Source organism: Kitasatospora sp. NPDC127121 (assembly GCF_042677305.1).
In the GTDB taxonomy this organism is placed as follows: Bacteria; Actinomycetota; Actinomycetes; order Streptomycetales; family Streptomycetaceae; genus Kitasatospora.
This window is the reverse complement of sequence record NZ_JBHXTQ010000019.1, coordinates 55,555-70,596: the sequence shown is the minus strand read 5'-3', so window position 1 is coordinate 70,596 and position 15,042 is coordinate 55,555. Positions and strand designations below refer to the sequence as shown.

The 15,042-nt window shown below is 72.0% G+C and carries 11 protein-coding genes and 1 pseudogene; 5 read left to right on the top strand and 7 right to left on the bottom strand.

What is annotated here, in order from left to right; all coding sequences use genetic code 11:
* The first annotated feature begins 151 nt into the window (after positions 1 to 151).
* From ACFVHI_RS12935 to ACFVHI_RS12925, 3 genes are all read left to right on the top strand, one after another.
* Positions 152 to 1,957, top strand: coding sequence for an ABC transporter ATP-binding protein (locus ACFVHI_RS12935; protein WP_380338566.1), 1,806 nt, complete (start codon positions 152 to 154; stop codon positions 1,955 to 1,957).
* 465 nt (positions 1,958 to 2,422) lie between these two features.
* Positions 2,423 to 2,983, top strand: a complete 561-nt coding sequence (locus ACFVHI_RS12930) for an SMI1/KNR4 family protein (protein ID WP_380338563.1) — start codon at positions 2,423 to 2,425, stop codon at positions 2,981 to 2,983.
* A gap of 128 nt (positions 2,984 to 3,111) precedes the next feature.
* Complete coding sequence (locus ACFVHI_RS12925; protein WP_380338560.1) at positions 3,112 to 3,753, top strand: nucleotidyltransferase domain-containing protein; 642 nt, start codon at positions 3,112 to 3,114, stop codon at positions 3,751 to 3,753.
* Positions 3,754 to 3,853: 100 nt separating this feature from the next.
* Here ACFVHI_RS12925 and ACFVHI_RS12920 read toward each other — a convergent pair whose 3' ends face one another.
* Together ACFVHI_RS12920 and ACFVHI_RS12915 are read right to left on the bottom strand one after the other, a co-directional pair.
* Positions 3,854 to 4,426: a dihydrofolate reductase family protein gene (locus ACFVHI_RS12920; protein ID WP_331744967.1), complete on the bottom strand. Its 573-nt coding sequence runs from the start codon at positions 4,424 to 4,426 to the stop codon at positions 3,854 to 3,856.
* Positions 4,427 to 4,572: 146 nt separating this feature from the next.
* Positions 4,573 to 4,782 (bottom strand): annotated as a pseudogene (locus ACFVHI_RS12915) (SDR family oxidoreductase); the annotation flags it as partial.
* Positions 4,783 to 5,031: 249 nt separating this feature from the next.
* Here ACFVHI_RS12915 and ACFVHI_RS12910 point away from each other — a divergent pair.
* On the top strand, positions 5,032 to 7,170 hold the full coding sequence (locus tag ACFVHI_RS12910) for a HelD family protein (RefSeq protein WP_380338556.1): 2,139 nt from the start codon (positions 5,032 to 5,034) through the stop codon (positions 7,168 to 7,170).
* A gap of 78 nt (positions 7,171 to 7,248) precedes the next feature.
* Here the strand turns inward: ACFVHI_RS12910 and ACFVHI_RS12905 are convergent, their stop codons facing one another.
* Positions 7,249 to 9,330 (bottom strand): BTAD domain-containing putative transcriptional regulator, encoded by a 2,082-nt coding sequence (locus ACFVHI_RS12905; RefSeq protein WP_380338553.1) that lies wholly within the window; start codon positions 9,328 to 9,330, stop codon positions 7,249 to 7,251.
* A 163-nt stretch (positions 9,331 to 9,493) separates the two neighbouring features.
* Between ACFVHI_RS12905 and ACFVHI_RS12900 the strand changes: the two genes are divergently transcribed.
* Positions 9,494 to 10,372 carry an alpha/beta fold hydrolase gene (locus ACFVHI_RS12900; protein WP_380338550.1) on the top strand — a complete coding sequence of 293 codons (879 nt, stop codon included), beginning with the start codon at positions 9,494 to 9,496 and terminating at the stop codon, positions 10,370 to 10,372.
* A gap of 127 nt (positions 10,373 to 10,499) precedes the next feature.
* Here the strand turns inward: ACFVHI_RS12900 and ACFVHI_RS12895 are convergent, their stop codons facing one another.
* From ACFVHI_RS12895 to ACFVHI_RS12880, 4 genes are all read right to left on the bottom strand, one after another.
* Positions 10,500 to 11,807 (bottom strand): nucleotidyl transferase AbiEii/AbiGii toxin family protein, encoded by a 1,308-nt coding sequence (locus tag ACFVHI_RS12895; RefSeq protein WP_380338547.1) that lies wholly within the window; start codon positions 11,805 to 11,807, stop codon positions 10,500 to 10,502.
* Positions 11,804 to 12,484 (bottom strand): hypothetical protein, encoded by a 681-nt coding sequence (locus ACFVHI_RS12890; RefSeq protein WP_380338544.1) that lies wholly within the window; start codon positions 12,482 to 12,484, stop codon positions 11,804 to 11,806. The genes ACFVHI_RS12895 and ACFVHI_RS12890 overlap by 4 nt, the downstream gene beginning before the upstream one ends.
* Before the next feature lie 321 nt (positions 12,485 to 12,805).
* Positions 12,806 to 13,993, bottom strand: a complete 1,188-nt coding sequence (locus ACFVHI_RS12885; RefSeq protein WP_380338541.1) for a hypothetical protein — start codon at positions 13,991 to 13,993, stop codon at positions 12,806 to 12,808.
* 187 nt (positions 13,994 to 14,180) lie between these two features.
* On the bottom strand, positions 14,181 to 14,993 hold the full coding sequence (locus ACFVHI_RS12880; RefSeq protein WP_380338538.1) for a phosphotransferase: 813 nt from the start codon (positions 14,991 to 14,993) through the stop codon (positions 14,181 to 14,183).
* Between the last annotated feature and the right edge of the window lie 49 nt (positions 14,994 to 15,042).

The following is a 15,042-nucleotide window of genomic DNA, read 5'->3' as shown; positions in this document are numbered from 1 at the left end:
CGCCGGCAGTGCGTGTGGAGATCTTCCATTCCCGGAGCAGGGTCTCTTTGATCGGGAGTTCCTCTCAATCCGGGAGTGATCTGGGCTCGGGGACGAGCGAGAAGACCGTGAGATGACGAGGAAACACAGGCTTCGGTCGGCTCTGCGACGCTTGCTCACGGTCGCCGAGACCTCCGATGTGGTCGCCGCGGCACCGCCGGTCCCGCTCCAGGCGATCTTCCGGCGGTTCTGGCCTTACACCAAGGGCGGCCGCCGATGGCTGGTGGTGCTGCTGGCCCTGGTCGCGGTGGGCCCGGCGATCGAGGCGATGGAGATCTGGCTGTTCAAGATTGTCATCGACGACATGCTCATTCCGCACCGGCTGGACCTGTTCCTGCCGATCGCCCTCGCCTATGTGGGGCTGACCCTGCTCTCCGGAGTCCTGGGCTTCGCCCGCCGGGTGATCTCCACCTGGGTCAGCGAACGCTTCCTGCTCATCCTGCGGTCGGACGTGTTCCGGCACATCCAGGGCCTGTCACTGGGCTTTTTCGAGCGCCGGCGGCTCGGCGACGTGCTGTCCCGGGTGACCGGCGACGTGGACGCGGTCGAGACCTTCCTGCTCTCCGGCATCGTCAACGCGCTCGGCCAGGTGGCGAGGCTCGGCATCTACGTCGGCCTGCTGCTGGTGCTGCGCTGGGAGCTGACCCTGGTCGCGTTGGTCGCCGCGCCGCTGTTCTTCCTCACCGCCCGCCGCTTCGCCAAGCTGATCCGGGCGGCCTCGCGCGAACGCCGCCAGCGCAGCGGCTCGATCAGCGCGGTCGCCGAGGAGACGCTCGGCAACATCGCGCTCGTCCAGGCGTACAACCGCCAGGGCTGGGAGCACGCCCGATTCCAGCGCGAGAGCGTCGGCCGGTACCACGCGGCGATGGCCTCGACCAGGATCGGAGCGCTCTACGGGCCGGCGGTCGACTTCGTCGAACTGCTCGGCGGCCTGGTGGTCATGGGCCTCGGGGCCTGGGAACTCGTGCACGGCCGGCTCACCTTCGGTGGCCTCATCGTCTTCCTCACCCTGCTGAGCAGGCTCTACGGCCCGATCCAGAGCATGTCCGGACTCGGCAACACCTTCTACGCGGCCTCCGCCGCCGCCGAGCGGATCATCGAACTGCTCGACCAGCGTCCACAGGTGACCGATCCCGTCACCCCCCGGTCGCTCGGTCGCGCCCGGGGCGGCATCGAGTTCGACGACGTCACCTTCCGTTACCCGGAGGTGGAGGCGCCCGCGCTGGCGGGGGTGTCCTTCGAGGTGGCACCGGGGGCGACGCTGGCCCTGGTCGGCGCCAGCGGCGCGGGCAAGTCCACCGTCGCCAAGTTGCTGCTGCGCTTCTACGACCCGGACGACGGCGCGGTACGGCTCGACGGCCTCGACCTGCGCGACCTCGCCCTCACCGACCTGCGCGAGAACGTCGCGGTGGTGCTCCAGGAGACCCTGGTCTTCCACGGCACCGTCCGGGAGAACATCGCCTACGGGCGCCCCGAGGCGAGTGAGGCCGAGATCTTGGCGGCGGCCCGGGCGGCGGACGCCCACGAGTTCATCACCCGGCTCCCGGACGGCTACGACACCCTGGTCGGCCAGCGCGGCCGGCTGCTCTCCGGCGGCCAGCGCCAGCGCCTCGCGATCGCCCGCGCGATGGTCCGGGACGCCCCCGTCCTCATCCTCGACGAGCCCACCACGGCCCTGGACGCGGAGTCGAGCCAACGGATCATGGGCCCGCTGCGTCTGCTCATGGCCGATCGCACGACGATCATCATTTCGCACAACCTGCTGACCGTTCGCGACGCCGACCAGATCGTCCTGCTCGACCAGGGCCGGATCGTCGCCCACGGCACCCACACCGAGCTCCTCCTCCGCAGCTCCGTCTACGCGGGCCTGCACCGGTTGCACCACCCGCCGGGCGAGTCCGTGGAGGCCGTCCCCTGAGTCGTCGCCGGGGCGTACCGATCTCGGTACGGCGCTGGCTGAGGCCTCGGTGCGGGCCTGGCCGAAGCCTCGGCCGGGCCCGGCTGGGGCGTACCGGTGGGGGAGCAGAAGGTCCGCGCCGGAAATCAGCTGACCGGCGCTGCCCCGGCGGGCTCTCGCCCTGCCTGCCGATGTTCGGAGCACTACGTGGCGAATCCGGTTGAGCAGTACCGGTCGCCTGGCACTAGATGATCTTCGCGTTCGAGGAGTGACGATGAGGGTCGGGCCGTGGGCCGGGGGGGTCTCGGGGCTCGTCGCGGAAATCGGGTTCTGGCTCAGGTTCTGTTCTGTGGCTGGTGACAATAGGTCACGGAGTTCGCCTCGCGGAGACGTGATCAATAGGGTGTCTCAGGCCGCGGTGACGGGCCGCGCGCACATGTGAACGCTCGGCAGGGCCTTGTCCGAGCTCTCCGAGAGGCACTGCTGATGCACCCGGGTGTTACCCGACTGGCTGGGATTCTGCCGCCGCACTCCGGAGCCGGCGATCCCGTCGACTGGGACGAGGCGGTTCGTAGGTGGGGCACTTCGTTCCCGGCGGACTACCGCGACTTCGTCTCCACTTACGGTGGTGGGTCGATCAATTGCTCGCTCTCCATAGGGCTGCCGCTGGAGGTTGCCCAAGGCCCTCGCGGTCCCCTGAGCTTCGAAGAGCTGATCGAGTGCGGGTATGAGCTGCTCGACCTGGAACCCGACGATGGCCCGGCCCTGCGGGGGAGGATCTCGTGGGCCGTGGATTGCAGCGCCAGCCAGGCGTTCTGGGACACCACGGATCCGGATCCCGACAGATGGACCACCCTCGTACTCACCCGCGGTGGTGACTGGGTCGCGTACGACTGCGGCATGGTCGACTTCCTCGTGGGGTTCCTGACCGGCGAGATCAGTCCTCAGCCCATGGGCATGTTCTCCCCGGACCAGCCGGTCTTCCTGAACTGGCGGGAGGAACGACGCCTCAAGGAGGCGGGCATCGATCCCTGGCCTCACCTCTGACTGTCCGAGCCGGCACAAGGAGTTCCTCGCCCCCGACCTGACGGGTGCCCTGTCGGCTGCTGCGAAGCCGGGTGCTCCAGTGGTCGATCACCGTCACGGCGCTGCTGGGCTGTTGGTAGATTCCTGGGGTGAGTGAGCAACTGCCCGGCGGTGGGATCGAGCTGTCGGCCGACGAGATCGCGGCCCTCGACGACAGGTGGTCGTCGTGCTGGACGCCGGAGGAGGTCGCGCGGCGGTTGGCGGGGGTCGGCACGCCGTGGTGTGTGGCCGCGGGGTGGGCGTTGGACCTCTTCCGGGGCGGGCAGGCGCGTGCGCACGGGGACATCGAGATCGCGATTCCGGCCGCGAGCTTTCCCGAGGTCCGCAGCCGCTTCCCCGGGTACGTCTTCGACGCGGTGGGCAGCGGCCGGATCTGGGAGGATGCCGCACCGGAGGTGCTGGCCGCCACCCATCAGACCTGGCTGCGCGATCCGGCCACCGGTGACTACCTGCTCGATGTGTTCCGCGAACCGCACGACGGCGACGTCTGGATCTGCCGGCGCGATGAGAGGATCCGCTTTCCCTACAGCGAGATCATCCGCCACACGGCAGATGGCATCCCGTACCTGGCGCCCGAGCTGGTCCTGCTGTTCAAGGCCAAGCACCTCCGCCGGAAGGACCAGGCGGACTTTGACACGACCGTCCCGCTGATGACCCCGGCGCAGCGCGAGACCCTGGCCGAGCTGCTCGCCTGCGTCCACCCCGGGCATCCCTGGCTCGCGGACCTGTAGCCCCCGCGCCGGCGGCTCGCAACGGCGGGACGTGGCCCCTGCGGCGGGGCCGGCGCCGCGCGGTGGTCGGCGCGGGGGCTTTCCGGGTCTGCGGGGAACGTCAGCGGACGACGTCGAAGACCTGCTTCTGCAGACCGTTGGGGTAGACCTCGTGCTCGACGAGCGTCAGCTTCTGGGTGTCCTTGTCCGTCGTGCTGAACAGGCGCTTGCCCGCGCCGAGCAGGAGCGGGAAGACGAGCAGGTGGTAGCGGTCGACCAGACCGGCGTCGGAGAGGGCCTGGTTCAGGGTCGCGCTGCCGTGCACGATGATCGGGCCGCCCTCGGTCCGCTTCAGCGCGGCAACCTCGTCGAGTGAGCGCAGGATCGTGGTCTCGCCCCAGTTCGACACCAGGTCGTCCTCGGTGAGGGTGGTGGAGACGACGTACTTCGGCATCACCTTGTAGTCGGCGAAGTCCGCCATGTCGGGCCACACCGAGCTGAAGGCCTCGTAGCTGACCCGGCCCAGCAGCATCGCGGTGGCCTCCTGCTGCTCCCGCCCCTTGATCTCGAAGGCCTCGGGAAGGAACTCGATGTCCTTGAAGGTCCAGCCGGAGTTCCGGTAGCCGGGCTCCCCGCCCGGGCCTTCCACAACGCCGTCGAGCGAGATGAAGGCGGTGCTGATCAGGGTGCGCATCTCTGGTTCCTCGGTGTCTCGGATCTGGATTCTTCCGGGTCTGCCGACCTGGTCGGCATCGGACGCCCTGCTGCCGGCCGCCGATGTGATCAAGGTAGCCGGGCCGGTCGAACCAGGCCACCAGCCGGGGCCGCGGTGCGTTGCCGTCAGCCCCTGGGGAATTCGCCGCCGTCCACGACGAGATTGCTCCCCGTCAGCCAGCCAGCCAGCCAGCCAGCCGGCCAACTCGCCCGGCCGGACAGGAGGAACAGGATCGCGTCGGCGATGTCGTCGGGCTGACCGTCGCGCCCCAGCGGGGGAGCGGTGGTGTCCTGGCCCGGCCCCGCGTCGAGGCGCGCCCACTGCTCGCGCGTCGCTAGGCGCTATAGGGGCGTCCTATGGCGTGCCGGTTCCGTCGTACGCCGTCGCCAGCCGCTCACCCTGCGGCCCCGACGTGCTCAGCGGCCACCCGTGCGTGACTGTTTGACGTTACGTCAGATGTGGTGTGTGGGTTGAGAGTTGGGGAAGTGAGGCGCCGAGGGCGCAACGGCGGCGCGTTCGTCAACTTTTACTTTCCCCCGCCCGCCCCCGCATAGTGACGGCCCGAACCCGAGAGGAGGCCCGTCGTGCCGTACAGCGATGACCGTGCCGAGTGCCAGGTGCAGGCGGAAAACGTGCAGGTGGGGGCTGTGTGCGCCGAGTACGACCGGCGCCTGGAGCAGGCGCGCGCCGAACTGGCCCGTACCCTCGCCGCGCCCGCCGACGGCGCCGGGGCCGTGTACGAGCGGGACGTGGCGGCCGCGCGGTGGGCCGGGGAGGTACGCCGCCTGGAAGGCGCCGGCCACGGGCTGGTGTTCGGCCGCCTCGACACCGCCGACGGCACCGCGCTGCGGATCGGGCGCCTGGGCCTGCACACCGAGACGGACGAACTGCCGCTGCTGGTGGACTGGCGGGCCGAGGCCGCCAGGCCCTTCTACGAGGCCACGCCCGTCCACCCGATGGGCCTGCGGCGCCGGCGCCACCTGCGTCTGGACGGCCGCACCGTCGCCGCCGTCAGCGACGAACTGCTGGACGGCTCCGACCCCACCCGCGAGGACGTGATCGGCGACGGCCCGCTGCTGGAGGCCCTGTCGGCCCGGCGCACCGGACGCATGGGCGCCGCGGTCGCCACCCTCCAGGCCGAGCAGGACGCGATCGTCCGCTCCCGCCACCGGGGAGTGACGGTGGTGCAGGGCGGCCCCGGCACCGGAAAGACGGTGGTGGCCCTGCACCGCGCCGCTTACGTGCTGTACGCCTTCCCGCGCGCCGCCGAACGCGGCGTCCTCGTGCTGGGCCCCAACGCCCGCTTCCTGGACTACATCTGTCAGGTGCTGCCCTCGCTCGGCGAGAACGACGTCGCCCTGGCGACCTGCGCCGACCTCGCCCCCGCCACCCCCGGCCCGGCGGCGCCCGAGGAGCCGCAGACCGCCCGCCTCAAGGGTGACCCCGCTCTCGCCGACGCCCTGGCCGCCGTGGTCCGCGCCCGCCAGGCCCCGGCGGCGGACGGCCTGGCCATACGGGTCGGCCAGGAGGAGGTGCACCTGCCGCAGTCCGACCTCGCCGCCGCCGCCCGCGCCGCCACCGCCGACGGCCTCGCCCACAATCGCGCCCGGAGCCTGTTCAAGGACCTGCTGGCCGACGCCCTCACCCGCGCCCTCGAACGCGACACCGCCGACACCCTCGACCAGCTCGACGCCGAGGTCGCCCAGCTCACCGGCCTCAACCTCGACCGCGTCGCCGCCGCCGACCTGCGCCGGCTCGGTCTCGACGGCTCATGTGCTCGCAGCGCCCCGGGTACCGATGGCGCTGTGGAAACCGGCGGCACCGCGGGAACCGACGGCACCTTCGACGCCGAGGCTGTCCGCGCGGCCCTGCTGGACGACCCGCACCTCGACCGCGTCCTCGACACCCACTGGCCCACCCTCACCCCGCACGACGCCGTCCGCGCCCTGCTCACCGACCCCGCCGCCCTCGCCGCCCACCTGCCCCACCTCTCCGACGACCAGCGCGCCCGCCTGCTGCGCGCCCCCGACGCCCCGTGGACCGACGCCGACCTTCCGCTGCTGGACGAGGCCGCCGCCCTGCTCGACGGCCCCCCGCAGCGCAGTTGGGGCCACGTCGTCGTCGACGAGGCCCAGGAACTCACCGCGATGCAGTGGCGCGCCGTGCTGCGCCGCTGCCCCACCCGCTCGATGACCGTCGTCGGCGACTTCGCCCAGGCCGGCCCCGCCGCCCAGGCCCGCGACTGGCACGAGGCCCTCCACCCGCACACCGGGAGCCGCTTCGACCTGCACACCCTGACCGTCAGCTACCGCACCACGCAGGAGATCCTCGCCGCCACCACCGACCTGCTCGCCCGCATCGCCCCCGGCCAGGCCCACGCCCGCGCCATCCGCCACGGCGAACCCCCGCGCACCCTCACCGCCCCGGCCCACGGCCTCGCCGCCGCCGTCCTGGCCGAACTGCGCGCCCAGACGGCCGCCCACCCCGGCGACCTCCTCGCCGTGGTCTGCGCAGACGCCCGCCTGCCGGAGCTGGAGGCCGCCGGCCTGCCCGGACACGTCCGCCTCGTCCCCGCCTCCGAGGCGCGCGGCCTGGAGTTCGACGCCGTCCTCGTCGTCGACCCCGACCAGATCACCGCCGCCCGCCCGGCCGGCGAACGCGACCTGTACGTCGCCCTCACCCGTGCCACCCGCCGCCTGTGCGTGCTCAGGACCGCGGGGTAGGCCGGGGGGCGGGGGCGGGTTCGGCTCGGTAGACGGTGAGGTGCCGGCCGGGGGCGCCGTGTACCCGGGCAGCACCGCCTACCCCGCTCCGGCGCATGCCTCCGCCTCCGCCAGGTACCGCGCCACCGGGCCCAGCGTCAGCATTCCACTGGCGGCGCCGGCATGTTCCGCACGGGCACCGCGCAGGGCAGCCCCGGCGCGTGCGGCGATTCCGGGCTCGCCGAGGCGTACGGCGGCGCGGGCGGTCAGGCACCACATGGCCTCCTGCATGTGGTCACGCGCCGGTTCGGGCACCGCGGCGAGCGCGGTACGGGCCTCCTCGACCCGGTCCTGGGCCAGCAGCACGAGGGGGCGCGCCCAAGCCCGGTACGGGCCCCAGTCGAGGTGCGGGTCGGTGGGCGCGGGCCGGTCGTGCAGCAGACGCAGCCCGAGGAGCGCGAGCGCGAACAGGCCGCGGTGCAACCCCGGCATTCCGGCCTGCTGGAGGGCGTTCTCGGCGGCCCGGTAGTGCGCTGCGGCCGTGGCGGCGGTCGGCCCGCCCGGTTCGGTGCTGCGGGCGGCCGTGGCCCGGGCCCGGAACCACCCGGTGAGGACGGGGACGAGGGGCGCCTCGGTGGTGGCGGCGAGCCGCTCGGCGGCCTCGGCGTGCGAGGCCGCGGCGTCGAGGTCGCCGAGGGCCGAGGCGGACTGGAGGCGGACGAGTCGGCCGAGTACGGCGAAGTTCGGCAGCTCGTGCCGGGCGGCCAGATCGAGGATCTCGGCGCCGATCCCGTCCCGTACCGCCGCGAGCCCGGGGCGGGTGAAGGACTGCAGGAACACCCCGTTGAGGGCGAAGACCAGCAGGGCGGGATCGGCCAGGCCCCGTGCCAGCGCCTCCGCCCGTTGTGCCGCCTGCCGCGCGCGCCCCAGCTCGGCCGCGGACAGGTCGGCGCTGCGGCTCTCGACGGCGACCGTGGCCAGGAGGCGGGCCGCCAGGTCGGCGGGGCCGTCGGTGCCGTCGGTGCCGTCGGTGCTGCCGGGGCTGCCGGTGCCGCCGGTGCCGCCGGTGCCGAGCGCGGTGAGCGTGCGCTCGGCAGCCGCGACGACCGCGCGGGACTGCTCGGGGTCGTCGGCCCGGCTCCAGATGGCGGGCACGTCGTAGGCGCCGATGATCCGGGCGGTCAGGAAGAGGTCTCCCGTGCGTTCCGCCGCCTGAATGGCGGCGAGGCGGTCGCGTCGCGAGTGGACGAGGGCGTCGCCACCCGCCAGTGCGAGGGTGCGGGCCAGATCCACGGTGGTGCGCGGGCCGAGCCGGACGCCCGGGCCGCGCCACCCGGTACGGGCGCCTTCGAGGTTCACGGCCCCGTTGAGGATGTCCGTCTCCAGACGCCGGAGTTCGGCGCCAGGGTCGAGTCCGAGTTGATCGACGAGCATCGCGCGGGCGCGGCGGAGGGTGGCCAGCGCGTCGGCCTGGCGGCCCGCGCGGTACAGCGCGCGGGCCAGCAGCCCCCAGGCCGGCTCGCGCCACGGGTGTTCGGCGACGTGGGCGCCCAGTTCGGCGACGAGACCGGCCCCTTCACCGGAGTCACCGGAGTCACCGGAGTCACCGGAGTCACCGGAGTCATAGGAGTCACCGGAGTCGAGGAGGAGGCGGGCGCGCAGTTCCACCGCCTCCAGCCGCAATTCCTCCAGCCGGGTCCGCTCGCGTTGCGCCCATGCGGCGCCGGTCACGTCGGCGTACGCGGGGCCGCGCCAGTCCTTGAGTGCCGCGCTGAGGCCGGCCGCCCTGGCGAGGTAGGTCACCGTGTCGGGTCCGGTCACTGTGTTAGGGCGGCGGCGGGCGCGGGCCAGGGTGTCCTGGAAGCGGTGGGCGTCCACGTCCTCACGCGGCAGGCGCAGCGCGTAGCCGGGCCCTTCGGTGACGATGACGCGCGGCGCATCGCGGGGCGGCCGGTCGGGTTCGAGGGCGCGGCGCAGCGCGGCGACGAACGTACGTAGAGCGCCCACGGCGCGGGCCGGTGGATCGGTCCACAGGTCGTCGACGAGGGTGTCGGTGGTGACCATCCGCCCCTCGGCGGCGACGAGCCGGGCGAGCACCTCACGATGGCGGGGGCCGCCCAGGTCGATCGGGCTGCCGTCGTCGCGGAAGGCTCGCACGGCACCGAGCACGTCGATTCGCATGCCCCCATCCTCCGTGCCGGGGGTCGGCTGCGCTTGACCGTACTGATCAGCTGCTGATCGGCCCGTAGTGACCGGTCTGTGCTGGCGGCCGGTACTGATCCGTTGCTGATCGCCGTCGCCCAGGTTGGTCCGGTCAGCCCCCGACCGACAAGGATGGCCCTTCATGACGCTCACCATTCCCGGCTTCGATCACGTCCGCCTGCCCGGTGCGGACGGGGTGGAGCTGGCTGCTGCCGTCGGCGGCAGCGGGAGCCCGGTCGTGCTGTTGCACGGTTTCCCCCAGACCCACCTGATGTGGCGCCACGTTGCCGAGCGGCTCGCCGACGAACACACGGTGATCTGCCCTGACCTGCGGGGCTACGGCGCCAGCGACAAGCCGGCGGCCACCGACCCCGAGGTGTACGCCAAGCGCACCATGGCCGCCGACGTCGTGACCTTGGCGGCCGCCCTCGGCCACGAGCGCTTCGCCCTCGTCGGCCACGACCGGGGCGCCCTGGTCGCCTTCCGGGCGGGGCTGGACCACCCTGAGACCGTCACGCACCTGGGCATCCTCGACGTCGTGCCGACCCTCGACATGTGGAACGTCCTGCACGGCGCTCCGGCGGCGGTCGGCTACCACCTCTTCCTGATGGCGCAGCCGCCGGGCCTGCCGGAGACGATGATCGCCAACAGCGCGGACGCGTTCTTCGGCTCGTTCCTCGACTCCTGGGCCAACGACGCGACCGCCGTTCCCGAGGATGTCCGTGCCGAATACCTGCGGGCGAGCGCGGCGGCGGTGACGTCGATCGTCGCGGACTACCGGGCCTCGGCGGGCATCGACGTCACGCACGACCGAGCGGACCTGGACGCGGGGTCGCAGCTGGCCATGCCCGTGACGGTGGTCCAGCAGGACTGGGGCGCGCAACTGGGCTACGACGCGGCCGCGGTGTGGAAGGCGTGGGCGCCGGACCTCGACCACCGGCTGACCCGGGCGGGGCACTTCATGGCCGAGGAGGCTCCCGACGAGATCGCGGAGGCGATCCGGGAGCTGCTGGCCCGCTGAACCTCCCCTTCCCGGCTCGCCGACTGACTGACCGACCGACCGGGCCACGGTCGGTCGGTCGGCGAGCCTTGGGCTTTCTCGGTGGTCGGGAACCTCTTCCCGTGTCGGGTACCCGCCCGGGTCGGTATCAGGTGTGGGTGCCGTCCGCCGGGGGCTCGTCGGCGAGCTCGGCGGCGTAGCGGGCGGCGGCCTCCGCCAGCTTGCGGGTCTTCCGGTCCGGTTTGTCGCCGAGGTGGGCGGCGACCGCGCGGCGGGCGTCTTCGAGGGTGCCGCCGAGGCCGCCGCGCAGTAGTTCGCGGGTGATCACCAGGGAGTTGTCCGCGGCCATGTGCTGCCGGGACATCCGTAGCTGGACCTCGTCCATGCCCTCGCGCGCGAGCACCTCCCGAAGTTCCTCGATCAGCGGGGCCAGCCACTGGGCGCGCAGTGCGTACTCGCCGTGGTCGGCGAAGGTCGCGCGGAGCCCGGCGAGCAGCTGCGCCGGGTACTCCTCCACGGGTCCGGTGAACTGCGGGTAGTCCTTGGCGAATTCGTCCCAGTCGACGTAGAGCCCGGAGATCTGCTCCGGGAGGAGCGGGCAGCGCGACCAGGTCTCGTCGGATTGGGTGAAGACCTGCCGCAGTAGGTCGTAGGGCACCCCGTCGGTGCGCGAGAGCAGGATCGCGTCGTAGAGGTCCTTGCCCTGGGGGTGGTCGTCCGAGGCCAGCCAGAGGATCTTCCACGCGAGGGAGAGCTGTGGCGTGGCGGCGAACAACCGGCCCGTGACGCCGGGGAGCTGGTAGGACTCCGGGGGGACGGGCAGGTGTTCGGTGAAGACGAAGTCCAACTGGACGGTCCCGCCGGGGATGCCGGGTGCCGACCACGGAAGGACGAGCCGGCGCCCGGGAATCCGGCTGTACGTCCAGATCTCGTCGCTGACCGCCTGGTCCGCGTGCAGCCGCACCGCGCCCGAGCGCCGTTCGGCGTCGGCGGCAAGCTCCTCGAACATGCGGTCCGTGCGCTCGTCCTCCAGCTGCCAGTCCGTCGGGCGGACCACGAAGTCCAAGTCCCCCGGCTCCCGCGCCTGCTCGCCGTACCAGGCCCGCAGCAGGACGCTTCCGCGCAGGACCAGGTGCTCGGCCCACTGCGAGCCGGCGACGGCGGACAGCACGGTGTTCAGCGCCTCGCGCCGCGCGGCGAGCCACGGTTGGGCGAGCTGCGGGTCGGTGAAGGCGGGTTCACTGGGCCGCAGGGCCCGGGTGTACCCGGCGAGGGCGGGGTCGAAGACCGGCTGCTGGCTCACCGCCTCGTCGTCGATCGGCCGGACGCTCCTGGGCAGGCCCCGATCCTCGCGGACGTCCTCCGGCGGTGGCTGCCGGGGAAGCAGGACGCCCTGCCACGGCCCGTATTGCAGTTCCTCCCACGCCACTGGCGACTGGGGCTGGTCCTCGGTCATCGCGGGTCTCCCTCTTGCTCGTGCTTCTGTTCGCGTTCGTGGTTCTGCTCGTGCTCGTGCTCGCTGATCCATCCGTCGTCCAGGGCCTCGTCGCTGTCCACGGCGACGAACTCGCGTTCCACCGACACCACCTCGCGACCGTCGGCGGCAAGGCCTCGGAGCAGCGCGTCCAGGCGGTGGCCCGCGGTGCTCAGGCCGACCAGGCGGCACCGCTGGGTCACGAACCACTCGCGCCGGCCGTCGTCGCGTATTCGGCGGGGGTTGTGCGATAGGTGCGCGCCGTGGCGGACGGCCAACTCGGCGAGGTCCGCGAGGCGGGCGGGGTCGGCGAGGTCGGTCGTGGGAAGCGGGTCCGGGAGCAGCAGCTTGACGTGGTGTTCGAAGTACCGGCGCTCCCCGTGCGGCACGGCGTCCTCGTCCGAGACCGGCACGCCCTCCGCCCACGGCGTGGCCTCGATCTTCGTCCGCAGGACCGTGAACCCGGCCCGAGCCAGCCGGCCCGTGGTGCGGGACGTCGCCGCAGTGACCTCGTCCAACGAGCCGTTGGCGCGCAGGGTGAGCATCGGCTGCGAGGGCGCCGCACCGCGCGCCAGCAGGATGTGGGTGAACTTCAGGCCATGACCGTCGGCCCACCCGGCCAGCGCCTCGGCGGCGCCGGGCTCCACGGTCAGGTGCACCTCGAAGTCACCCCGGAGGTCGGGGTGATCTGACTGATCGTCATGGTGTTGGTCAGGACGGATGGCGAGCATGGGAGCATCCTGCCAAGCCCCTGTGACAACGCCTCGCGCGCCCGGGTGCGCAGCGAGCTGATCCCCTCCGCGCGAGTCCGTGACCTTCTGTTCTTGTTGCCGAAGCTCCGCTGGCCAGCCGGACCGGCCTTCGGTGGTTGATGCTGGTCAGCGGCGTTCTTGGCCCTCATGCGCCGTGGATGTGCCTTCGTCGTTTCCGCATCGGTCTCCAGCGCCGTCCGCCGAGGGCGGGGTTGCTGTGTCGGTGGGTCAGTTGGTGGCGGGCGAGTTGTTGGTGCTGCGGTCGTCGAGGACGATGTGCGGCTGGTGCAGGCGGTCGGTGCCGGCCTGCTCGTCGGCGGGCCGGGTGCTGTTGATGACGGCGGCGATGCGCTCGTAGCTGGTGACGGCGAGGGCCCACGTTCCGATGCTGGTGCAGCTGCCGTTGCCGCTGCCGACTCCGCTGTAGGCGGTTTCCCGGAGCGCGTTGAGGAGGGCGATGGTGCTGGGGCCGGACAGGATCGTGTCCTCGTTGCCGTCGTTGACCGGCTTCGAGAAGTGGTCGGCGCCCTCGGCCTGGGCGGCCAGGAAGTCCCAGGTCTCGGGGTGGCAGGAGATCGCGACGGTCTTCACGGCTGCGGCCTTGAGAAGGGTGTTGACGTGGTTCTCCCAGAGGAAGGGCTCCGGGATGAGACCGGACACGTCGTCGGCACGGCCGCTCGGAAGGTCGTCGATCACGGCTTGGTCCGGCGTGACTGCTTCCGTGTTCTCCAGATCGACCTTCGTGTCCTGCTCCGTGAGGCCGGAGGGACGGAGCAGGTCTACGAGTTGGGCGGCGACCTCGGCGGCGACCTCGGTCGCGATCTGGCTGAGCTGGTCCTCGGCGAGGACGTGCGGGGCGGTCGGCGCGTCGTCAGCAGGGGTGGTCTCGGACACGGTTGTCTCCTCGCTGTCGGATTCCGCGGCCTCGCCGGTCACGGAGGGGGAGGCCGGCTCTGTGGCCCGCTGTGCGGCCTGCTCGGATGCCGGGGGCTCGGCGCCGGGGAGTTCGTTGGTACCGGGGGAGTTGCTGCTGGCATCACCGCCGGGCGGGTGAGCGGCTTCCGTCGGCTGGCCCGCGGCCTCGGGGGAGTCGACGGCGGGCAGGGGCGCCTCGGCGGGGCCGCCGTCCAGGGAGGCGCGGCCGCTGCTCTGCCGAGTGCTGAGTTCGTTGCGCAGGTTGCCCAACTGGCGGTGGAGGCTGCGGTTGTCCTGGTGGGCGCGGCTGGTTTCCTGCTGCCCTCTGGCGATCGCCTCGAAGAACTCGTCGCGGTGTTCGCTCAGGCCGGCCGCCAGTGTCGCGGTGAGTTCGGCTCGCAGGCTGTCGGTGTGGTTGCGGATCTCCTCCAGGCCGGCCTGAAGGGCCGTCCCGACTTCTGCGCGTAGCAGTTCGACCTGGTGGGCGGTGCCCCTCGCCATGTCCCCTCCTGATCTCGCGCACCCGTAGGGGTGGCGGCGGGTACAGCGTGGCGGCAAGGGCCCGTGCGCGATGAGCGGATCGGTGGGACTGTCGAGAACGCGTCGATCACCGTCTGAAATCGGATCATCACGCAGATGTGTCACATTGTCGGTTGATAGACCGAATGGAGCGTCACGCTGCTCTTCGTCACGGTGCGGACTCCTTGTCGGAGTTCCGGAGGATGTCGGTGGTCCAGGCCGGCCTGATCGCGTGCCAGCTGTACCGGTAGCCGTTGGTGCCGTGGTGGGGCGTGGTGAGGATGTGGTGGAACTCGCACCATGCGGCGAACTCCCGCCAGGAGCAGCCGGGAAGACCGCGTTGCTCGGGATGGCGGTTGTAGGCGGCTACGGTCCGCCGGATGGTGTCCTCGGGTAGGGGGCCGGCGGTCATGGCGATGGTGACGATGATCTTGGCGAGGTCGTAGCCGAAAGGGGCGAGGGTGAGGGAGTCGAAGTCGATGACGGCGACCGTGGTGTCGGTGATGAGGAAGTTGCGCGGGTTGGCGTCCTTGTAGAAGGCGGCGGGCATGGTGGCGGCCTGCTCCAGCCAGCCGTCGATCGCGCCGGGGGTCAGGAGCGGGGCCGGTACGGTGCCGGTGGCCAGAAGCCGGTGGAGGCGCTCGCGGCGGCTGTCGGCGAAGTCGGCGATGGTGACGTCGTTGTTGGTGTGGTCGTGGCTGGTGTGGTCGGCGCTGGTGTGGGGTGTGTTCAGGTGGGCGGCGTGCAGGTCGTGGGTGTGGGCGGTGGTGTGCTGGTGGCCGAGGAGGTCGGCCAGGGTCAGCAGGTCGTCGGGGGTGCCGTGGTGGCCGTCGAGGTGTTCGAAGTCGATCGCGGTGGGGTGGATGTGGACGACTTGGGGGATGCGCACGTCGGGGTTGGCGCGGGCGATCCAGCGGTGGTGGGCCAGGGAGCGCTGCTGGGTGTGGGGCTCCGTGAACGTCTTGGTGAAGATCCGCATCATCGTGTGTGCTCCTCCTCAAACGTGGCCACACCGGCCCCGCAGGCCCGCG